Source organism: Pseudomonas sp. I2, from assembly GCF_040984075.1.
Taxonomy (GTDB): Bacteria; Pseudomonadota; Gammaproteobacteria; order Pseudomonadales; family Pseudomonadaceae; genus Aquipseudomonas; species Aquipseudomonas guariconensis_B.
This window is the reverse complement of the sequence record NZ_JBCGFQ010000053.1, coordinates 14,945-35,581: the sequence shown is the minus strand read 5'-3', so window position 1 is coordinate 35,581 and position 20,637 is coordinate 14,945. Positions and strand designations below refer to the sequence as shown.

At 66.8% G+C, this 20,637-nt stretch carries 10 protein-coding genes; 6 read left to right on the top strand and 4 right to left on the bottom strand.

The window, feature by feature from the left end; genetic code table 11:
• The coding region (locus WCE05_RS21920) for a hypothetical protein (protein ID WP_368816551.1) at positions 1–285 on the top strand (285 nt) is incomplete at its 5' end.
• A 550-nt stretch (positions 286–835) separates the two neighbouring features.
• Here the strand turns inward: WCE05_RS21920 and WCE05_RS21915 are convergent.
• Entirely contained in the window at positions 836–13,783 is a 12,948-nt protein-coding gene (locus WCE05_RS21915) for a non-ribosomal peptide synthetase (protein WP_368816550.1), read from the bottom strand.
• A gap of 337 nt (positions 13,784–14,120) precedes the next feature.
• On the opposite strand from WCE05_RS21915, the gene WCE05_RS21910 reads away from it, so the two are divergent.
• Entirely contained in the window at positions 14,121–14,651 is a 531-nt protein-coding gene (locus WCE05_RS21910) for an RNA polymerase factor sigma-70 (protein ID WP_225789872.1), read from the top strand.
• A gap of 93 nt (positions 14,652–14,744) precedes the next feature.
• Here WCE05_RS21910 and WCE05_RS21905 read toward each other — a convergent pair whose 3' ends face one another.
• Together WCE05_RS21905 and WCE05_RS21900 are read right to left on the bottom strand one after the other, a co-directional pair.
• Positions 14,745–15,758, bottom strand: coding sequence for a GNAT family N-acetyltransferase (locus WCE05_RS21905; protein ID WP_368816549.1), 1,014 nt, complete (start codon positions 15,756–15,758; stop codon positions 14,745–14,747).
• 65 nt (positions 15,759–15,823) lie between these two features.
• A complete protein-coding gene (locus WCE05_RS21900) occupies positions 15,824–16,627 on the bottom strand; it encodes an ABC transporter substrate-binding protein (RefSeq protein ID WP_225789874.1) in 804 nt (267 codons plus the stop codon).
• Positions 16,628–16,823: 196 nt separating this feature from the next.
• On the opposite strand from WCE05_RS21900, the gene WCE05_RS21895 reads away from it, so the two are divergent.
• Both WCE05_RS21895 and WCE05_RS21890 read left to right on the top strand, forming a co-directional pair.
• Entirely contained in the window at positions 16,824–17,375 is a 552-nt protein-coding gene (locus WCE05_RS21895; RefSeq protein ID WP_225789875.1) for an exonuclease domain-containing protein, read from the top strand.
• 73 nt (positions 17,376–17,448) lie between these two features.
• Complete coding sequence (locus WCE05_RS21890) at positions 17,449–17,733, top strand: pyrimidine/purine nucleoside phosphorylase (protein ID WP_225789876.1); 285 nt, start codon at positions 17,449–17,451, stop codon at positions 17,731–17,733.
• Between the two features lie 105 nt (positions 17,734–17,838).
• Here WCE05_RS21890 and WCE05_RS21885 read toward each other — a convergent pair whose 3' ends face one another.
• Positions 17,839–18,537 (bottom strand): alpha/beta fold hydrolase, encoded by a 699-nt coding sequence (locus WCE05_RS21885; protein ID WP_225789877.1) that lies wholly within the window; start codon positions 18,535–18,537, stop codon positions 17,839–17,841.
• A 49-nt stretch (positions 18,538–18,586) separates the two neighbouring features.
• Between WCE05_RS21885 and ccoN the strand changes: the two genes are divergently transcribed.
• Together ccoN and ccoO are read left to right on the top strand one after the other, a co-directional pair.
• Positions 18,587–20,011 carry a cytochrome-c oxidase, cbb3-type subunit I gene (ccoN, locus tag WCE05_RS21880; protein WP_225789878.1) on the top strand — a complete coding sequence of 475 codons (1,425 nt, stop codon included), beginning with the start codon at positions 18,587–18,589 and terminating at the stop codon, positions 20,009–20,011.
• 13 nt (positions 20,012–20,024) lie between these two features.
• A complete protein-coding gene (gene ccoO / locus WCE05_RS21875) occupies positions 20,025–20,633 on the top strand; it encodes a cytochrome-c oxidase, cbb3-type subunit II (protein WP_023381403.1) in 609 nt (202 codons plus the stop codon).
• The last annotated feature ends 4 nt before the right edge of the window (positions 20,634–20,637 follow it).

Here is a 20,637-nt window from a genome sequence, read left to right as displayed (position 1 = left end):
CCCTCACCGAACTGCTCCAGCAGCTCTTTGGGGATTTTGGGCAGGTCACGCAAGGGTTTCTTTTTGGTTGGCATACATGCACCTCTTACTCATGTTATGCCCGAACACAAAATTTCTGACACCCTCCTGGGCTGCTTTGCAGCCCATCGCCGGCAAGCCACACGCCGCCGCCACGATAATTCACACATTATGAAATATCTTTTTCACATAGCAGCCAAAGAAATATTTGGCAGCCTCACTTGCCACCAAAACTCAAAAAACAACAAGATCAGAAAAACCTCATAGACAATCAGACCACCCTCACTCAAAAAAGGAACGGTCCGACAGAAAATCCCTAGCAAAATTAAACAGAAGACATTCCTTTCAGACTACGCCTAAGAACATTCGCACACCCAGGCTATTAATCAAACATTAAAACCAAAGTAACTTTCCCATCCACCACCAACGAAACTTGACATTAATCGAGGGCACACATAAACCTCCACACCCGACGTGGCAGCAAGACTCCTACCCAAGGAGTAAAGAATGAAAAAAATAAGAACCTACAACTACGAACTACTCAACTTTGATTCCGATCCACTAATCGTCTCGTCACGGGACGAGAGCACAGTCGACCCGAATGCTTCCCCTCCCGCGAACAACCTTCCCGCCCCCACCACACCCAAGGCAGTCAGCATTGCAAAGCGCTCAAGCACCTTGATCCTCAAGCACTTGAAAGAATCATTCGCACGTCTTTGGACAGCCGTTTGGCAAGCGCTGAATAGTCGGCCGCCTGTACCGCCCTATCGCCGTCGAAGCGGCGACAGGGCCAATACAGACGCCCAGGCAGCGACGCTTACAACCCCTCCAACTCCGCCATCAGGTCACTGAGCCGGTCGATCTTGTCATCGTCCAGCGCACTGTCCTGCAGCCCGCGCACGTACTCGGCCAACGCCTCCACCGTGCTGCACTCGAACATCGCCCGCAGCGGTACGTTCAACTGCAACTGCTTCTGCACCCGCGAGGCGATCTGGGTCGCCAGCAGGGAGTGGCCGCCCAGTTCGAAGAAGTTGTCGCGCACGCCAACCCGCTCGGCCTTGAGTACATCCGCCCAGATACCAGCCAGGGTCTGCTCCAGCTCGTCGCGCGGCGCCAGGTAGTCCTGGCTGTGCTGGCCGCCGATATCGATGGCAGGCAGAGCCTTGCGGTCGAGCTTGCCGTTGGCGTTGTGCGGCAAGCCGTCCAGCCAGGCCCAGTGCAGCGGCACCATGTAGTCTGGCAGCTCGGCCCGCAGGCGTAGCTTGACCCGCTCCAGCAACGCGGCATCGGCGCTTATGCCCTGGTGAGCCACCAGGTAGCCGACCAGGTGCTTGCCATTGACGCCCTCCTGCACGCCCACGGCGGCATCGCGTATTTCGGCCTGCTCATGCAGGCGGGCCTCGATCTCGCCCAGCTCGATGCGGTAGCCGCGGATCTTCACCTGGTGGTCGATGCGGCCGACGTATTCGAGCACACCGTCCGCACGGCGCCGTGCCAGGTCGCCGGTGCGGTACAGGCGCTCACCCGGTGCCCCATAGGGATGCGGAATGAAAGCCTGGGCGGTACGCACCGGGTCACCGACATAACCGCGGCCGACACCGGTACCGGCGACGCACAGCTCGCCCACCGCCCCCAACGGCACCAGCGCCTGGTCCTCGCCAAGCAGGTACAGGCGGTTGTTGTCGGTCGGCGTGCCGATCGGCAAGTAGCTGCCACGGGTGGACGCGGCGTTGACACGGAAGAACGCCACGTCGTCCGAACACTCCGCCGGGCCATAGGCGTTGACCAGGCCGATCTCGGGGTAGCGCTGCAGCCACTGGGCCGCCAGCTCCGGCGGCATGGCCTCGCCGGTCGGCAGCATCCAGCGCAGGCGATCCAGGGGCTGGTGCTCGTTGGCCAGCATGCCCTGGATCAGCGACGGCACGCTTTCCAGCACGCTGATACCGGTGGCCTGCACATGGGCCAGCAAGCCCTGCGGGTCGTGGGCGATGGCGTTCGGCACGATGTTCACCTGGGCACCGAACAACGGCGCGGCGAGGAACTGCCAGACCGAAATGTCGAAGCTCTGCGAGGCGGTCTGGGCGATCACGTCCTGCTCGTCCAGTTGCAGGTAGGGCACCTTGCTCAACTGGTTGTTGAGCATGCCGCGCTGTTCGACCATCACCCCCTTGGGCAAGCCAGTGGAGCCGGAGGTGTAGATCACATAAGCCAGGTTGTCCGGCGCGCTGTGGATGCCGGGGTTGTGGCTGGCCACATCGCTGGCCTGGACCGCCTCCCACAGCAGCAGCTTCGGCCGTGCCGCGCCGCCCAGCTCGTCCAGCAACTGGCGCGCCTGTTCGGCACAGGCCGCCGTGCACACCAGCACTGGCGTGCGGCTCAGCTCGACGATACGTTGCAGACGCGCCGAGGGCAGGCCCGGGTCCAGCGGCAGGTAGCCGGCGCCGGCCTTGAAGCTGCCGACGATCATGCCCAGCAACGGCAGGCCACGCTCGGCCAGCAGCGCCACAGGCTGGTCGATGGCCACGCCCGCCGCGACCAGGGCATGGCCCAGGCGGTTGGCCGCCAGGTTCAGCCCGGCATAGTCATAGGCCGCCTCCAGGCAACGGGCGACGACACGCTCGGGATGGGCGGCGACCCGCGCCTCGAACAGCGCCACATAGCTCTGCTCCAGGCTGTAGGCGTGCTCGGTGCGATTGCAGTCTTCCAGCAGGAAGCGCTGCTCGTCCGCGCCCAGCAGCGGCAGCTCGGCCACCTCCCCTTCGAAACCTTGCACCAGCGCCAGCAACAGGCGCTTGAACTCGGCCAGCAGGCGTTCGACGGTCGGGTAGTCGAAGTAGCGCTGGTCGAACGACAGGTGCAGGCCCAGGTCGTCGCCCGGGTAGCACACCGCGGTCAACGGGAAGTTGGTGTGGGTACGGCCCGAATCGGAGCTGGCATTGAGGTGCTGCGCATGATCCAGCACCGCCGTTTCCACCGGTGCATTCTCGAACACGAACAGGCTGTCGAACAGCGGCTGGCCCTTGGGCAGCTCGCTGCACTCCTGGATCGCCACCAGCGGCAGGTACTCGTATTCGCGCAGCTCCATGTTGCGCTCCAGCAGGCCCTGCAGCCACTGGCGCACGCTGAGCCGCTGGCCTGGCTCGGGCAACTGCACGCGCAAGGCGATGCTGTTGATGAACAGGCCGACCGTGCGCTGCATCTGCGGCAAGCTGACCGGGCGCCCGGCCACGGTGACGCCGAAGATCACGTCGCGCTCGCCGCTGTAGCGCGCCAGCACCAGGGCCCAGGCCGCCTGGGCGAAGGTGTTGACGGTCAGTTGGTGGGCTTGGGCCAGCTCGCGCAGGCGCACCCCGTCCTTGACCTCCAGGCGGGTGTAGCAGTCACCGACGATCATGCCGTCACCGGCATGCTCATGACGCAGTGGGCGGTCGCTCGGGATGGCCGTGGCGCGCTCGAAACCGGCCAGGTTGTCTTGCCACCACTGGCGTGCTTCGTCCAGATCCTGGCGTTGCAGCCAGCCGATGTAGTCGCGGTAGCGCGGCGGCACCGGCAGTTGGGCCTGGCGACCCTCGCCAAGGGCCTGGTAGATCTCGAAGAAGTCGTTCATCAGCAGCGAGCGGCACCAGGCATCGATGAGGATGTGGTGGTTGCTCATCATGAACCAGTAGCGCTCATCGTCGACACGCACCAGGCGCAGGTGGAACGGTGCCTCGCGCAGCAGCTCGAAGCCGACCTCGCGCTCCTGCTTGTGCAAATCTTGCAGGCGCTCTTCCTGGGCCGCCTCGTCGAGGCCGCGCCAGTCCTGGTAGTCCACCGGTGTCTTGCCGGGCTTGTGGATGATCTGCAGCATCGCCTCGCCGGCGTTCCAGCTGAACGATGCGCGCAGGGCCTCGTGGCGCGCCACCACGGCCTGCCAGGCCTGGGCGAAGCGCTCGGGGTCGACGGCACTGTTGATGCGATAGCGGTCCTGCATGTAGTAGATGCCGGTGCCTGGCTCGAGCAGGGTGTGCAGCAGCAAGCCCTCCTGCATCGGCGTGAGCGGGTAGACGTCCTCGATCTCGGCGGCCGGTACCGGCAGGCTGTCGATCTGCTCCTGGGTCAGTTGCGCCAGGGGGAAGTCCGAGGGCGTGAAGCTGCCGTTGCCCTCGCCCAGGCAGTGCTCGACCAGGGCCAGCAGTTCCTGGCGATAGGCCTCGGCCAGCTCGGCGATGGTGCGCTCCTCGTAGCGCTCGGCGCTGAAGGTCCAGCGCAGTTGCAACGCGCCGCCATACACCTGGCCATCGACGCTCAGCCAGTTGGGCAGCGGTGCGTCCTGGTCGTGGGCCAGGCCTGTCGGTGCATCCAGCGGCTGGAACAGCGCCTTGGCATCGAACTGCTGGTCGAACTGGCCCAGGTAGTTGAAGGTGATCCGCGCCTGGGGCAACGCCGCCATGCGTTCACGGCTAGCGTCGTCGGCCAGGTAGCGCAGCACGCCGTAGCCGATGCCCTTGTGCGGCACCTGGCGCAGTTGCTCCTTGATGCGCTTGATCGAGCTGGCACGGGCAGCGTCGCCATCGCCCGCTGCCGGGCTCAGGCTCAGCGGGTAGGCATTGGTGAACCAGCCGACGCTGCGGGTCAGGTCGATGTCCTCGAACAGCCCGTCGCGGCCATGCCCCTCCAGTTGCACCAGCACCGCATCGTCACCGCTCCAGCGGCACAGGGCGCGGGCCAGGGCGGTGAGCAGCAGGTCGTTGACCTGGGTGTGGTAAGCCGCCGGCGCCTGTTGCAGCAGTTGCCGGGTCTGCTCCACATCGAGTTCGATGGCCAGGGTACGGGCATGGCGATGCAGGTTGCCACCCTGGGGATGGTCGCACGGCAGCTCGTGACGGGCATTGCCCAGTTGGCCGACCCACCAGCCCAGCTCGTCGCGCAGCGAGTCGCTGCCGGCATAGCTGGCCAGGCGCGCGGCCCAGTCGCCCATGGCGTGGGTCTTGGCTGCCAGTCGCTCGCCACGGTAGAGCGCCTGCAGGTCTTCCAGCAGCACGCGCCAGGACACACCATCGACCACCAGGTGGTGGATCGCCAGCAGCAGGCGCTGCCCACCCTGCCCGTCGCTGACCAGCAAGGCACGCAACAGCGGGCCCTGGTCAAGGTCCAGGCTGCGCTGCACGTCGGTGTAGAGCGCCTGGCAGTCGTCGAAATCGGCCACGGTGGCGGTCCACAGCAGCGCTTGCGTCGCCGCTTGGGCATAGTCGGCCTGCCACTGCCCATTGGCCTGGGTGAAGCGCAGGCGCAGGCTGTCGTGATGCTCCAGCAACGCCGCCAGGGCACGCTCCAAGGCATCGGCCTGCAACGGCTGGCGAGCCTCCAGCAGAACCGCCTGGTTCCAGTGCTGGGGCTGGCTCATGGCGCTGTCGAAGAACCAATGCTGGATCGGCGTCAGCGCAGTGCGCCCCTGGCGCGGGCCCTGCTCGATGCCGCTCGGCGCCGAGCCACGGCACACCACCGCCGCCAGTGTCTGGATGGTCTGGTGCTGGAACAGGTCGCGCGGGGTGAATTGCAGCCCCAACTGACGCGCACGGCTGACCACCTGGATCGACAGGATCGAATCACCGCCCAGTTCGAAGAAGTTGTCCTGCACACCGACCCGCGACACGTTGAGCACCTCGCGCCAGATCTGCGCCAACTGCTGCTCCAGCTCGTTGGCCGGCGCCTGGTAGTGCTGGCGCGCCTGCTCCAGGTCGGGCGCCGGCAGGGCGCGGCGGTCGAGCTTGCCGTTGCCCATCAGGGGCAGGCTGTCGAGCAGCACCAGGTGCGCCGGCACCATGTAGTCCGGCAGGTGCTGACGAGCATGGGCCTTGACCGTCTCGCGCAGAGCCGCCTGGGCCTCGCCGTCGGCCTGGGCCTGGGCACAGACCAGGTAACCCACCAGTTGCCGGCCGCCTGGCAGGTCGAGGGCCAGGACCACCGCCTCGTCGACGTCGGCATGGGCCTGCAGGCGACTCTCGATCTCGCCCAGCTCGATGCGAAAGCCTCGGATCTTCACCTGCTGGTCGGCACGGCCGACGTACTCCACCAGGCCGTCGGCGCGCAGGCGCACCAGGTCGCCGGTGCGGTACAGGCGACCGCCATCCTGGCTGAACGGGTCGGCGACGAAGCGCTCGGCAGACAACCCCGGTCGATCGTGGTAGCCCTGGGCCAGGCCTGCACCGCCGACGTACAGCTCACCGACGCCACCCTGGGGCAGCAGCGCCAGGTCTTCGTCGAGCACATAGGCGGTGCGTGCCCCGATCACCCGGCCGATCGGCACGCTGCCGGCGTCGGCGGGAATCTGCTCGGGCGCCAGGCAGGCCAGCGGCATGACCACGGTCTCGGTGGGGCCGTAGGCGTTGAAGAACTGTTGCGGGGCAAAGGCCTGGCGGATGCGCTGCAGGTGCTCGCCGGTCAGCGCCTCGCCGCCGGTGATGACCAGCCGCACCGGCAACTGCTCGCCACGCCCGGCCAGGTACTGAGCCAGCTGGCTGCCATAGCTGGGGGTGAAGCCCAGCACGCTCACCTGTTGCTCGCGCACCAGTTGGCAGATTTCCTCGGCGCCCCACTGGCCCTGGCCACGCAGCACCACCCGAGCACCGCACAGCAGCGGCACCAGCAGGCGTTCGCTGGCGGCATCGAAGTTGATCGAATAGAAATGCAGCTCGCAGTCGTCGCTGCGCATGCCGAAGGCGGCGATCACCGCCTGGCAGTGCATGGCGATCTCGCCATGGCTGACCACCACGCCCTTGGGCTTGCCGGTCGAGCCGGAGGTGTAGATCAGGTAGGCCTGGTGCTGCGGCAGGTTGAGGTTGTCCAGCGGCGCATCGCTGTAGGCCGCAAGCGTCGCCGCATCGTCCTCCAGGCTCCAGTGGGCGACACCTGCGGGCAGCTCGCCCAATGCCGCGAGCAGCGCGCGCTGACCCAGCAGCAGGCCGATGCGGCTGTCCTCGATCATGTAGCGCAGGCGGTCGAGCGGGTACTCCGGGTCCAGCGGCACGTAGGCGCCACCGGCCTTGAGGATGGCCAGCAGGCCGACCACCATCTCCAGCGAGCGCTCCAGGGCCAGGCCGACCCGGACCTGCGGGCCGACACCACGCTCGCGCAGGGCGCGGGCCAGGCGGTTGGCCTGCTGGTCCAGCTCGGCGTAGGTCAGGTGCTGGCCGGCGAAGGTCAAGGCTCGGGCCTGCGGGGTGCTGGCCGCCTGGGCGGCGAACAGGCCATGCACGGTGTGGTTCAGCTCGAAGTCATGCTCGCCCTGCAACTGGCCGATCAGCACCTGCTGCTCGGCGCTGCTGAGCATCGGCAGTTCGCACAGGCGCTGCTGCGGGTCGTCGAGCAGCGCTACCAGCAGTTGCTGCCAATGCTCGGCCAGGCGGGCGATGCGCGGCTCGTCGAACAGGTCGCGGCTATAGGTCAGGCAGCAGCCCAGGCGGCCGTCCAGGTCGGTGACTTCCAGGTAGAGGTCGAACTTGGTGGCGCTGGCGTCGTTGACCAGGTAGTCCACCTGCATGCCGGCCAGTTCGCGGCTCTGCTGGAAGGCCCAGCGCTGGACGTTGCACATCACCTGGAACAGTGGGTTGTAGGCGCTGCTGCGCGGCGGCTGCAGGGCTTCGACCAGTTGGTCGAACGGCAGGTCCTGGTGCGACTGCCCCTCGACCACGGTGTGGCGCACCTGCTCGAGCAGTTCGGCGGCGCTCATTTGCCCGTCCAGCGCGCAGCGCAGCACCTGGGTATTGAGGAAGGCACCGATCAGCCCTTCGCTCTCCGGGCGGATGCGGTTGGCCACCGGCGCGCCGATGCGCAGGTCGCGCTGGCCGCTGTAGCGGTGCAGCAGCAGGGCCAGGGTGGCGGTGACGGTCATGAACAGGGTCAGGCCACGCTCGCTGTTGAAGGCCCGCACCCGCGCCGCCAGTGCCGGGTCGAGGTCGAAGCGGTACAACTCGCCACGGTGGCTCTGCACGGCGGGGCGCGGACGGTCCGAGGGCAACGCCAGGACCGGGTGCTCGTCGCCCAGGCGGGCTTTCCAGTAGGCCAGCTGGCGCTCCCCTTCCCCGCCCTCCAGCCACTGGCGCTGCCATACGCTGTAGTCCAGGTACTGCACCGGCAGCGGCGCCAAGGGCGATTCGCGCTCGTCGACGAAGGCCTCGTACAGCTCGCCCAACTCGCGGGCGAAAATGTCCATGGCCCAGCCTTCGGTGACGATGTGGTGCAGGGTCAGGACGAAGTAGTGCTCGCGCTCGTCGGCCTTGACCAGGCAGGCGCGCAGCAGCGGGCCGCGCTCCAGGTCGAACGGCTGGTGCGCCTGTTCGTCGGCCAGTTGCTGCAGGCGTTGCTCGCGCACCTTGGCCGGCTCGGCGCTGAAGTCATGCCAGGCCAGGTGCAGCGGGCTATCGTTGGCCACGCACTGGTACGGCACCCCGTCGATGCTCGGGAAGGTGGTGCGCAGAGTCTCGTGGCGTACCACCAACGCCTGCAGGGCGCGCTCGAAGGCATCCACGTGCAGCACCCCACGCAGGCGTGCCATGCCGCCGACGTTGTAGGCAGGGCTGTCCGGCTCCATCTGCCAGAGGAACCACATGCGCTGCTGCGAATAGGACAGCGGCACCGCCTGGCGTCGGTCGACCCGGGCGATCTCGCCTTGCAGGTTGCGCTCGCCCGCCTCGCGGATGCGCGCGATCTCAGCGCAGAAGGCGCCCAGTTCGCTGGCCTCGAACAGCGCCTTGAGCGGCAGCTCCACGTCCAGCGCCTGGCGGCTGCGCGAGACGATCTGGGTGGCCAGCAGCGAATGGCCGCCGAGGGCGAAGAAGTCGTCCTGCAGGCCGACCTGCGGCAGGTTCAGCACCTCGCGCCAGATCGCCGCGACCTGCTGCTGCAACTCGCTTTGCGGCGCGATGTGCTCGCGCTGCTGCCAGACCGGGGCCGGCAGCGCCTTGCGATCGACCTTGCCGCTCGGCCCCAGGGGCATGCAGGCCAGGTGGATCAGTTGCGCCGGCACCATGTAGGCCGGCAGGCGTTCGGCCAGGGCCGCGAGCAACGCTGCATCCTGCTCGACGCCGCTGTAGTAGCCGACCAGCTGGGCGCCAAACGCATCCTTGTGGATCAGCACCAGCGCCTGCTCGACGCCCGGCTGGGCCAGCAGGCAGGCCTGCACTTCTTCAGGTTCGACACGAAAACCTCGCACCTTCACCTGCTGGTCGAGGCGCCCCAGGTATTCCAGGGCCCCGGCCTGGACCAGCCAGCGAGCACGGTCGCCGCTGCGGTACAGGCGCTGGCCGTTGCCGTCGGGCTGGGGCACGAAGCGTTCGGCGGTCAGCCCCGGGCGGCCCAGGTAGCCACGGGCCAGGCCCGCGCCGCCCAGGCACAGCTCGCCCGGCACGCCTGGCGCGGTCGGCTGCAGGTCGTCGTCCAGTACCCGGCACAGCACGTTGCCCAGCGGGCGCCCGATCGGCGAGCGTTCGCCGTCCTCGGTGCGGCAGTGCCAGTGGGTGACGTTGATCGCGGTTTCGGTCGGGCCATAGCGGTTGTGCAGTTGCACCTGTGGCAGCAGTTGCAGGGTCCGGTCACGCAAGGCAGCCGACAGCGCCTCGCCACCGGAGAACAGCCGGCGCAGGCTGGTGCAGCCCGCCGCCAGGGGTTCCTGGACGAACACCTGCAACAGCGGCGGCACGAAGTGCAGCGTGGTCACCCCATGCGCCTGCACCAACTGGGCGATGCGCTGGGGGTCGCGGTGCTCGCCGGGGCCGGCCAGCACCAGACGGCAGCCGGTCATCAGCGGCCAGAAGCATTCCCACACCGAGACGTCGAAGCTGATCGGCGCCTTTTGCATCAGCACGTCGCTGTCGTCCAGCGTATAAGTGGCCTGCATCCATTGCAGGCGCTCGGCCAGCGCCGCATGGGTGTTGCCCACACCCTTGGGCTGGCCGGTGGAGCCGGAGGTGTAGATCACATAGGCGAGGTTGTCGCCGTCCAGGTGCAGGCCGGGCGCATGGCTCGGCCAGCTGTCGAGGTGCAACTGGTCGAGAGCGATGGCGCTGACGCCCTGCACCTGGGGCAGGCGGCCGAGCAGCGCGCTGTGGCTGAGCAGCAGGCTGGCGCCGCAGTCGCCGAGCATGTAGGCCAGGCGTTCGGCCGGGTAGTCGACGTCCAGCGGCACATAGGCACCACCGGCCTTGAGGATGGCCAGCAGGCCCACCAGCAACTGCGGCGAGCGCTCGACGGCGATGGCCACGCAGGTGTCCGGGCCGACGCCCTTGTCGCGCAGGTAGTGGGCCAGGCGGTTGGCCTGCAGGTGCAGGGTGGCGTAGTCGAGGCTACCACCCTCCCACACCAGGGCGGTGCGCTCCGGGGTTTGCCGCGCTTGCTCGTTGAGCTGCTCGACCAGCAGCCGTTGGGCCGCTGGCGCTGGGGCCTGGCCCCAGGCCTGCAATTGGGCGCGGCCGTGTTCATCGAGCAGTTGTACCTCGCCCAGGGCCAGTTGCGGCTGCTCGCAGACCTGCTCGAGCAGCGCCAGCAGATGGCCGGCCAGGCGCTGGATGGTGTCGGCCTCGAACAGCTCGGCCGCATAGTCGAAGGCCAGGCTCAGGCGCCCCTGGTGATCCTCCTCGCTGTGCAGCTGCAGGTCGAACTTGGCCTCGCGGCTGTGCCAGGGCAACTCCTCGGCGAGCAGGCCGGGCAGGCGGCGCAGGGCCGAGAGGTTGCGTTGCTGGTGGTTGAACATGACCTGGAACAGGCCCTGCTCGCGGGCCTGCGGCAGCGCCTCGAGCAGTTGCTCGAACGGCAGGTCCTGGTGGGCCTGGGCGTCGAGGGTGGCCTGGCGCACCTGAGCCAGCAACTGCTGGAACGGCGTACGGCCATCGAGTTCGGCGCGCAGCACCTGGGTGTTGATGAAGAAGCCGACCATCCCCTGGGTCTCCAGGCGCGGACGGTTGGCATTGGGCACGCCGACACGGATGTCACCCTGCCCGGTGTAGCGGTGCAGCAGGCCCTGCCAGGCGGCCAGCAGGACCATGAACAGGCTGGCCTGCTGCTCGCGGGCCAGGCCCTTGATGGCCTCGCCCAGCTTGGCGGGCACCTTCACGCCCAGGCGCGCGGCGCGCTTGCCACGCTGGCCGGCGCGGGGGTGGTCGGTGCACAGGTCGAGCACCGGCAGGTCATCGCCCAGCCGGGCTTTCCAGTACGCCAATTGCCGCGCGGCCTCGCCATCGGCCAGCCACTGACGCTGCCACTGGCCATAGTCGGCGTAACCCAGGGGCAGTGGCGCCAGGTCGGCCTGCTGGCCCTGGGCGGCATACAGCCGGGCGAACTCGTCGAGCAGGATGTTCAGCGACCAGCCGTCGGCGACGATGTGGTGCAGGGTGACCCACAGCTGGTGCTCCTCGTCGCCCAGGCGTGCCAGGGTCACCCGCAGCAACGGCCCCTGGGTCAGGTCGAACGGCTGCCGGGCCTGGGCTTCACGCTGCGCGGCGACCTGGGCGCCATCCTGCCCCTGCAAGTCGATCCGCTGCAGCTCGAATGCGAGCGTGGGCAGGATGTGTTGCAGGGCCTGGCCGTCGACCTCGCTGAAGACGGTGCGCAGCGATTCATGGCGTGCCACCAGCGCCTGGAAGCTGGCTTGCAGCGCTGCCTCGTCCAGCTCGCCACGCAAGTACAGGCCGGCGGGGATGTTGTAGGCCGCCGATTGCGGCTCCAGTTGCCACAGCAACCACAAGCGGTTCTGGGCCAGGGATTGCGGCAACGCCTGGCCACGCGCCAGGGTATCGATGGCGCGAGCGCCGCCAGTGCCCTGGGCGAGTATGCCAGCCACGGCGGCACTGTAGTCGGCCAGAAGCGGCGCTTCGAACAAGGTGCGCAGGCCCAGCTCGATGCCCAGCTCGTCGGCTAGCCGCGCCGTCACCTGGGTGGCGGCGATGGAGTTGCCGCCCAGCAGCAGGAAATGATCGTCCGCGGCCACCGACTCGACACCGAGCAGCTCGCGCCAGATCGCGGCGATACGTGCCTGCACGTCATCGCCTGCTAGCTGCGGGGTGGCCTGTTCCTCGGCCGCGGGGAAGCGCGCGTAGCAGTCCAGGCTGCCGTCGTTCATGCGCAGGCGGCAGGCCGAGCGCTGCAGCTTGCCGCTGGAGGTCTTGGGCAGCGCGCCGGGGTTGAGCAGCAGGACCACTGCCGGTGCCTGGCGGCAGGCGTCGGCGATGACCTGGCGCAAGGTCTTGATGAGGTCCTGGGGCTTGACCGCCTTCTGCACGTTGCGGCTGATCTCCACCGCCACGCCGATGCCCTCCTCGCCCTGGTCGTCGACGGCGAACACCGCCACACGGCCCTTGCGCAGCACATCGACCTCACGTTCGAGGGTCTTCTCCAGGTCCTGCGGGTAGAGGTTCTGGCCACGGACGATGAGCATGTCCTTCAGCCGCCCGCTGACGAACAGTTCGCCGTCGCGCAAAAAGCCCAGGTCGCCGGTGCGCAGCCAGGTCTGGCCGTCTTTCTCGACGAAGGTACGCGCGCTGGCCTCGGGGTTGCGCCAGTAGCCCTGGGCGATGCTCGGGCCGGCGGCCCAGATCTCGCCGACCTGGTTGTCAGCCAGCGTCTCCAGGCGCTGCGGATCGACGACCTGCACCGCATGGCCCGGCTGGGCATAGCCGCAGCTCATCAGCACGCTGCCCTGGCCGGTTTCGGCGCGGTTGGCGGCGAAGGCCTCGGCATCCAGCTCCAGCGCGGCGATACCCTGGCCACGGCGGCTGCCGCTGACGAACAGGGTGGCTTCGGCCAGGCCGTAGCTGGCGAAGAAACTCTGCGGGTCGAAGCCGCAGGCCTGGAACTTGTCGGCGAAGGTTTGCAGGCTGTCCTGGCGGATCGGTTCGGAGCCGGAGTAAGCCACGCGCCAGTGGCTCAGGTCGAGGCCGGCCAGGGCCGCCTCGCTGACCCGTTCGCTGCACAGGCGGTAGGCGAAGTCCGGCCCGCCGCTGATGGTGCCGCGGTACTGGCTGATCGCCTGCAGCCAACGCAGCGGTCGGGCGAGGAAGTAGCCCGGCGACATCAGCACGCAGGGCACGCCACTGAAGATCGGTTGCAGCAGGCCGCCGATCAGGCCCATGTCGTGGTACAGCGGCAACCAGCTGACGATGACGTCGTCCGGGTTCAGGTCGATGCCGAAGCCATGGCGGATCAGTTGCTCGTTGGCCACCAGGTTGCCATGGCTGACCTGCACGCCCTTGGGCAGCGCGGTGGAGCCGGAAGTGTACTGCAGGAAGGCGATATCGTCGCCCGCCAGGGCCGGCTCGCGCCAGCCTTCGGCCAGCGCCGGGTCCAGGCGATCCACCGCCAGCAGGCTCGGTGCCTGCGCCGTGGCCAGGGCATCGAGGCCCTGCAAACTGTCACGTAGCGCTTCTACTGTCAGCAGCAGACGGGGTTCGGCGTCGTCGATGATCGACAGCAGGCGCTCCTGATGGTGACGCCGCGACGACTCCGGCGGATAGGCCGGCACGGCGATGACACCGGCATAGAGGCAACCGAAGAACGCGGCGACGTAGTCCGGGCCACTGGGGAACAGCAGCACCGCGCGATCGCCGAAGCCGGCACGGGCCTGCAAGGCGGCGGCGATGGTACGCGCGCGCAGGTCCAGGTCCCGGTAGCTGAGCACGGCCTGTTCGCTGGGGTCGTCGGCCAGAAAGCGCAAGGCGACCCGGTCCGGGGTCTGCGTGGCGCGTTGCGCCAGGGCCTGGACCAGCGAGTGCGGGAGTTCGAAGGCGTCCGTCATGGGGAGTTCCTGCCAGTGTCTGGGTGAGTCGTGCCTGGGCGGCGCCGCACGAGTCGGCGGGCAGCGTTCGGCAGCTGGGTACACAGGGGAACGGATGTGCGGGGGAAATAATTAAACGCCCGGGTGATTCGCAGCCGCGCCAACACCGGCCCTTGCTCGACGACGAATGGCACAAGGCGTGAACGGGTTCACGCGACGACGCTTTAGAACCGATACGAATATATACTCATTAACTTTCGTATTTGACAATCATTATCATTCTGAATAGCTTGTCGCACGTCGTAGGTAGCCACCCTCCCGGCGCGCTGCCTTCCCCTCAGAGAACAAGGTGACTTCCATGGCGGAACAATTGTCCACAAGTAGGTGCGATTCACCGTTACTCCAAGCGTTCGTCGACAACCGCAGCATCCTGGTCAAGATCGCCGCGCGCATCACCGGTTGCCGCTCGCGCGCCGAGGATGTGGTGCAGGATGCGTTCTTCCGGCTCAGCGCCGCGCCACAGATCACGTCGTCGTTCAAGGCCCAGCTCAGCTACCTGTTCCAGATCGTGCGCAACCTGGCCATCGACCACTACCGCAAGCAGGCCATGGAGCTGAAGTACTCCGGCAGCGAGGAGGAAGGCCTCAATATCGTCATCCAGAACGCCTCGCCGGAAGCCACCCATATCAACCTCGCCACCCTCGAACACATCGCCGACGCCCTCACCGAACTGCCCCAGCGCACCCGTTATGCCTTCGAGATGTACCGCCTGCACGGCGTGCCACAGAAGGACATCGCCAAGGAGCTGGGCGTCTCGCCGACGCTGGTCAACTTCATGATCCGCGACGCGCTGATCCACTGCCGCAAGACCGCCAGCCGCCAGGAGTAACGGCAGCGGCGAGCCTCAAGCTACGAGCAGCAAGCAGCAAGCGCACACCAGCCCGCTCTTCTCTTGCCGCTTGCCGCTTGCCGCTTGGAGCCGCTAGACGAGCCTGCAGCGGTCGAAAAAGCGCTCCCGCCCGAGAATCATCAGCGCTGCCCGCTTGTGCGGGAAATCGAACTCCTTCTCGCAATGGAAGCACTGGTCGTGCATGTAGCCGATCATCTTGCCGTTGTCGGCCCGCGGCTCGGCCACCACCCGCTGGGTGCGCGGGTCATCGAGGAACAGGTAGTGCACCAGCGCCGACAGCCAGCTAGCGACCTTGTGCGGGCCGCGATGGGCCTCCTCCCCCACCAGCATGTGGATGCCACGGTCGTAGTCATCGGCCGGGTAGAAGGGTGCGATGCGGTCTTCCTTGGCCCAGTAGGCCTCGAAGTAGGCGAACGGCTCATCGTCGAAACAACCGATCAGGGTCAGGGCATGCGGGTCGGCCTCGAGCTTGGCCAGGTACTCGCGATGCTGCTCGAGCGTGCCGCCTTCCTGCCAGAACTGCAGCACCCGCGGGTTGTTCTGCCAGCGGTTGAAACGCGTCAGGTCCTGTTCGATCTCCAGGGTGCGCAGCGACACCCAGGCGCCCAGGCGCGCATCGAAGCGCCGGTACACCTCGCCACGCGGCTTGGGTGCCCGGCGTGGATGGCGCTTGCCGTTGCTGATCTGCATCTGCTGCGGATAGACGCCCGAACCATTATCGCCCAGCCAAGGCTGCGGCAATTGCCAGAACAGGGTGCGCTCGCACAGGTACACCCCCGGCTGTTCGCCCGCCAGCAACAGGCCACTGGCCACGGCCTGGGGGACCGGCTCAGGCAGATGCCAGGCCAGGCGCTGGCAGGCCGGATCGCGCGACAGCAGCCAGTAGCAGGCGGCCCACAGCGCCTGCTCGGCGCGCTCCGGGCAGAGGGATTCCAGGTGCACGTGGAGGGGGTTCGCAGGTACCAGGCGGACCTGGATCAGCGGGCGTCCTTCGAGTGTCAGGCTCAGCCGGCAATCGCCCTCGTCGGCGCTGAGGCTGCGCCAACGCGGCAGGGAGAGAGGCTGCGAAGCGGCATCGAACGGCATGGTCATGGCTCACGGAAAAGGTAGGGAAAGACTCATTCCTGTAGACGTGACCAGCGCCCTGGGATTTAGTCACCCGACGTGGCCTGGACGCCAATCCGGTAGGGCTTGAAGATGCGCAGCAGCTCGCCATTGTCGCGCAGGCGCTGCAACAGCGCGGCGAAGGTTTCGCCCGAGAGGGGCGCACCCGGGCGCAGCAAGGCATAGTGGTGGTAGATCTGGTCGACCCGCTCGGAGGCCATCAGGTGGCCGCGGCTGGCGGGGTTGCGCACCAGGAAGTCGTTATAGAAGGAGCGCGTCACCAGGGCGATGTCGGCGCGCCCGCGCTGGACCATGAACAGGTTGCTGTCGTGGGAGTAGGTCAGGGTCGCGTTGTAGGTCTCGCTCAGGTAGCGCGGGTCGGGATTGAAGCCGGCGAAGGCGTAGTGGTAGCCGTTGAACAGCGCCAGGCGCTTGCCCTGCAGGTCATCGAAATACCCCTGGTCGCGCCCCGGCTGCTGGCGCGCGACGAAGATCTCGGCATCCTCCAGGCCCAGGTCCACGGCCTCATGGGGAATCTGCTGCCAACCCCATTGTGGGTTCTCGAAGATCGCCATGTCGGTGCGCCCTTGCTGGAAATCGCCAAAACGCCGGGGAATCGAGGTGGGCACGAGCACGAAGTGGTAATCCTGCTGCAGGCGGTTGAGCGCCTCGACCAGTTGCGCCAGCAGGCCGCGCTCGGCGCCCTGCTCCGGGCGCACGGTATAGGGCGGGAAATGCGCCGCGCCGACCCTCACCTCCAGCGCGTCGCCAGCCTGGGCCGGGGTGGCCAGCCACAACGCGGCGACCATCAACAAGGAAGACAGGGCCTTGCGGCCGGACGCAGGAGTCAAGGGAGACACTCATCACGGTTTGTGACCTGGATCCATTTAAGCTAGGCGCTTTCCCGCCGGGGCACAACCGATGGCCATAGCAAAATAACAGCATTGTGCCAGGGGATGTCGGCAGGCCGGAGATTGGCTACGCTTCACTGGCCTGTCGGGTCGAGGCCGACCCTGCAGGCCTCTGCATCTTGCAAGGGAGCCTGGTATGGGCCATTGGTTGGTGATCGACCTGGAGGCCACCACCGACGACGGTGGCTGGCCGGTCACGGAGATGGAAATCATTGAAATCGGCGCAAGCCTGGTCACCCGCGAAGGCCGCGAGGTCGACCATTTCCAGCGTTTCGTGCGGCCCAGGCGACGGCGGCAGTTGACGCCGTTCTGCCGCGAACTGACGCATATCAGCCAGGCCGATGTCGACGGCGCCGCGGTTTTCCCCGAGGTGTGGGCACAGTTCGAGCGCTGGCTCGGCCATCACCGCGGGCACCTGCAGGCCTGGGTCAGCTGGGGCGACTACGATCGCCAGCAGTTGTGCCAGGAATGGCAGCAGCATCAGGTGCAGAGCCTGCTGCAAGCCCTGCCCCACATCAACCTCAAGCAACGCTTCGCCAAGGCCCGCCACCTGCAGCGGCCTGCCGGCCTCAACGGCGCGCTGCAGCTGGCGGGCCTGCAGTTCTGCGGGCAGCAGCACCGCGCCCTGGAAGATGCCCGCAATACCGCACGGCTGTTGCCCTTGAGCCTGCCCGCCAACGGCCCCTGAAAGCAGATGACGGCGCCGGGGGCCTTGGGCATACTGGCCAGCCTTTTTTCATTCCTTCTTTCAGGAGTCGCCCATGTTCAAGGTCAACGAGTACTTCGATGGCACCGTCAAGTCGATCGCCTTCACTGGCCAGGAAGGTCCGGCCACCGTCGGCGTCATGGCCCCGGGCGAATATGAATTCGGCACCGCCAAGCGCGAGATCATGCATGTGGTTTCCGGTGCCCTGACCGTCAAGCTGCCGGGCAGCGACAACTGGGAAACCTTCAAGGCCGGCAGCCAGTTCAATGTGCCGGCCGACAGCAAGTTCCAGCTGAAGGTGGCGGTGGATACGGCCTACCTGTGCGAGTACCGCGACTGAGACGTTCGATTTTTCAGGGCGGCGCAATCGAGCCCTGGGGCCAGCCTCTAGCGGCCCGTTGGATGTAACAGATGCTGGGGCTGCTTCGCAGCCCCAATTGATAGGCTAGTTCCCACCCGCCAGGAACCCGGCCACCCGCTGCGCCGCCGCCTGCAGATGCCCTTCATGGGTCGCCCCCGAGGCCTTCAGCGGCTTGAGGTCATGATCGGCCGCCGCCAGCCAGCACACCTCGATCGACGGCGACAACACATACCCTTGCACCCGCTCCCGGTTACCCAGGGCATCGCGCTCGCCCTGGACGATCAGCGTGCGCGTACGCAACCCCGCCAGGTGCTCGACCCGGGGCTTCTCGGGCTTGCCCACGGCATGGAACGGATAGCCCAGGCACACCAGGGCATCGGCCCCCAGTTCGTCGGCCAGCAGGCTGGCCATGCGCCCGCCCATGGACTTGCCGCCAATGGCCACCGGGCCCGCGACCAATAGTCGCACCTGGCGGTACACCTCGCGCCAGCAGTCGAGCAGCACCTTCTGCGGATTGGGCGGCCGCTTGCCGCCGCCCTGGCGCCGCTGGGCCATGTAGGGAAACTCGAAGCGCACCACGCCTACCCCTTGCGCCGCCAGCCTTTGCGCCATGTCCTGCATGAAATCGCTGTCCATCGGCGCCCCCGCGCCATGGGCCAGGACCAGGCAGCCAGCATAGCCCTGGTCCCCCCGGATGCGTGGGGGATCGCAGCGCAAGCCTGGGACATTTCCCACTTGCGCCCATTGATCCCCGTCAATACCGGCCATTTGCCCATTACTCATGCTTGCCTCGCTGTCTAGCCTGCCTATAACCGTGGATGGGAACCCATACATGAACACAACCAGCAGTACCGCCTACAACTACAAGGTGGTCCGCCAATTCGCCATCATGACGGTGGTGTGGGGAATCGTCGGGATGGGGCTCGGCGTTTTCATCGCCGCGCAACTCGTCTGGCCTTCCCTGAACTTCGACCTTCCCTGGACCAGCTTCGGTCGCCTGCGCCCGCTGCATACCAATGCGGTGATCTTCGCCTTCGGCGGTTGCGCCCTGTTCGCCACCTCCTATTATTCGGTGCAACGCACCTGCCAGACCACCCTGTTCGCACCGGGCCTGGCCGCGTTCACCTTCTGGGGCTGGCAACTGGTGATCCTGCTGGCGGCGATCAGCCTGCCGCTGGGCTACACCAGCTCCAAGGAATACGCCGAACTGGAATGGCCGATCGACATCCTGATCACCATCGTCTGGGTCTGCTACGCCATCGTGTTCTTCGGCACGCTGATGAAACGCAACACCAAGCACATCTATGTGGGCAACTGGTTCTTCGGCGGCTTCATCCTCACCGTGGCGATGCTGCACATCGTCAACAACCTGGAACTGCCGGTCAGCCTGACCAAGTCGTACTCGGTCTACGCCGGTGCCACCGACGCCATGGTCCAGTGGTGGTACGGCCACAACGCCGTGGGCTTCTTCCTGACTGCGGGCTTCCTGGGGATGATGTACTACTACGTGCCCAAGCAGGCCGAGCGCCCGGTGTATTCCTACCGGCTGTCGATCGTCCACTTCTGGGCGCTGATCACCCTGTACATCTGGGCCGGCCCGCACCACCTGCACTACACCGCCCTGCCCGACTGGGCCCAGTCGCTGGGCATGATCATGTCGCTGATCCTCCTGGCACCGAGCTGGGGCGGCATGATCAACGGCATGATGACCCTCTCCGGTGCCTGGCACAAACTGCGTAGCGATCCGATCCTGCGCTTTCTGGTGGTGTCCCTGGCGTTCTACGGCATGTCCACCTTCGAAGGCCCGATGATGGCCATCAAGACGGTCAACGCCCTGTCCCACTACACCGACTGGACCATCGGCCACGTGCATGCCGGTGCCCTCGGCTGGGTGGCGATGATCTCCATCGGCGCGCTGTACCACACCATCCCGAAAGTGTTCGGCAAGGAGCGCATGTACAGCATCGGCCTGATCAACGCGCACTTCTGGCTGGCGACCATCGGCACCGTGCTGTACATCGCCTCGATGTGGGTCAACGGCATCGCCCAGGGCTTGATGTGGCGCGCGGTCAATGCCGACGGCACGCTCACCTACTCCTTCGTCGAGACCCTGGTGGCCAGCCACCCTGGCTTCATCGTGCGCTTCGTCGGTGGCGCGATCTTCCTCAGCGGCATGCTGCTGATGGCCTGGAACACCTGGCGCACCGTGCGTGCCCCGGCCGCCGAGGCCGCCCCTGCGACCGCCCAGCTGGCCTGAGGAGACAAGCCTGATGAAACACGAAGTCATCGAGAAAAACGTAGGCCTGCTGGCCCTGCTGATGGTCTTCGCCGTCAGTATCGGCGGCCTGACCCAGATCGTCCCGCTGTTCTTCCAGGACGTCACCAACAAGCCGGTCGAAGGCATGAAGCCCTACACCGCCCTGCAGCTCGAAGGCCGCGACATCTACATCCGCGAAGGCTGCGTCGGCTGTCACTCGCAGATGATCCGCCCGTTCCGCGCCGAAACCGAGCGCTACGGCCACTACTCGGTGGCCGGCGAGAGCGTCTGGGACCACCCCTTCCTCTGGGGCTCCAAGCGCACCGGCCCGGACCTGGCCCGCGTCGGCGGCCGCTACTCCGACGACTGGCACCGCGCGCACCTGTACAACCCGCGCAACGTGGTACCGGAATCGAAGATGCCGTCCTACCCGTGGCTGGTCGCCCAGCAGGTCGACAACAGCCACACCGACACCAAGATGCGCACCCTGCGCACCCTGGGTGTGCCCTACACCGACGAGGACATCGCCGGCGCCCGCGACGCGGTCAAGGGCAAGACCGAGATGGACGCCCTGGTGGCCTACCTGCAGGTGCTGGGCACCGCGATCAAGAACAAGAGGTAAGCGA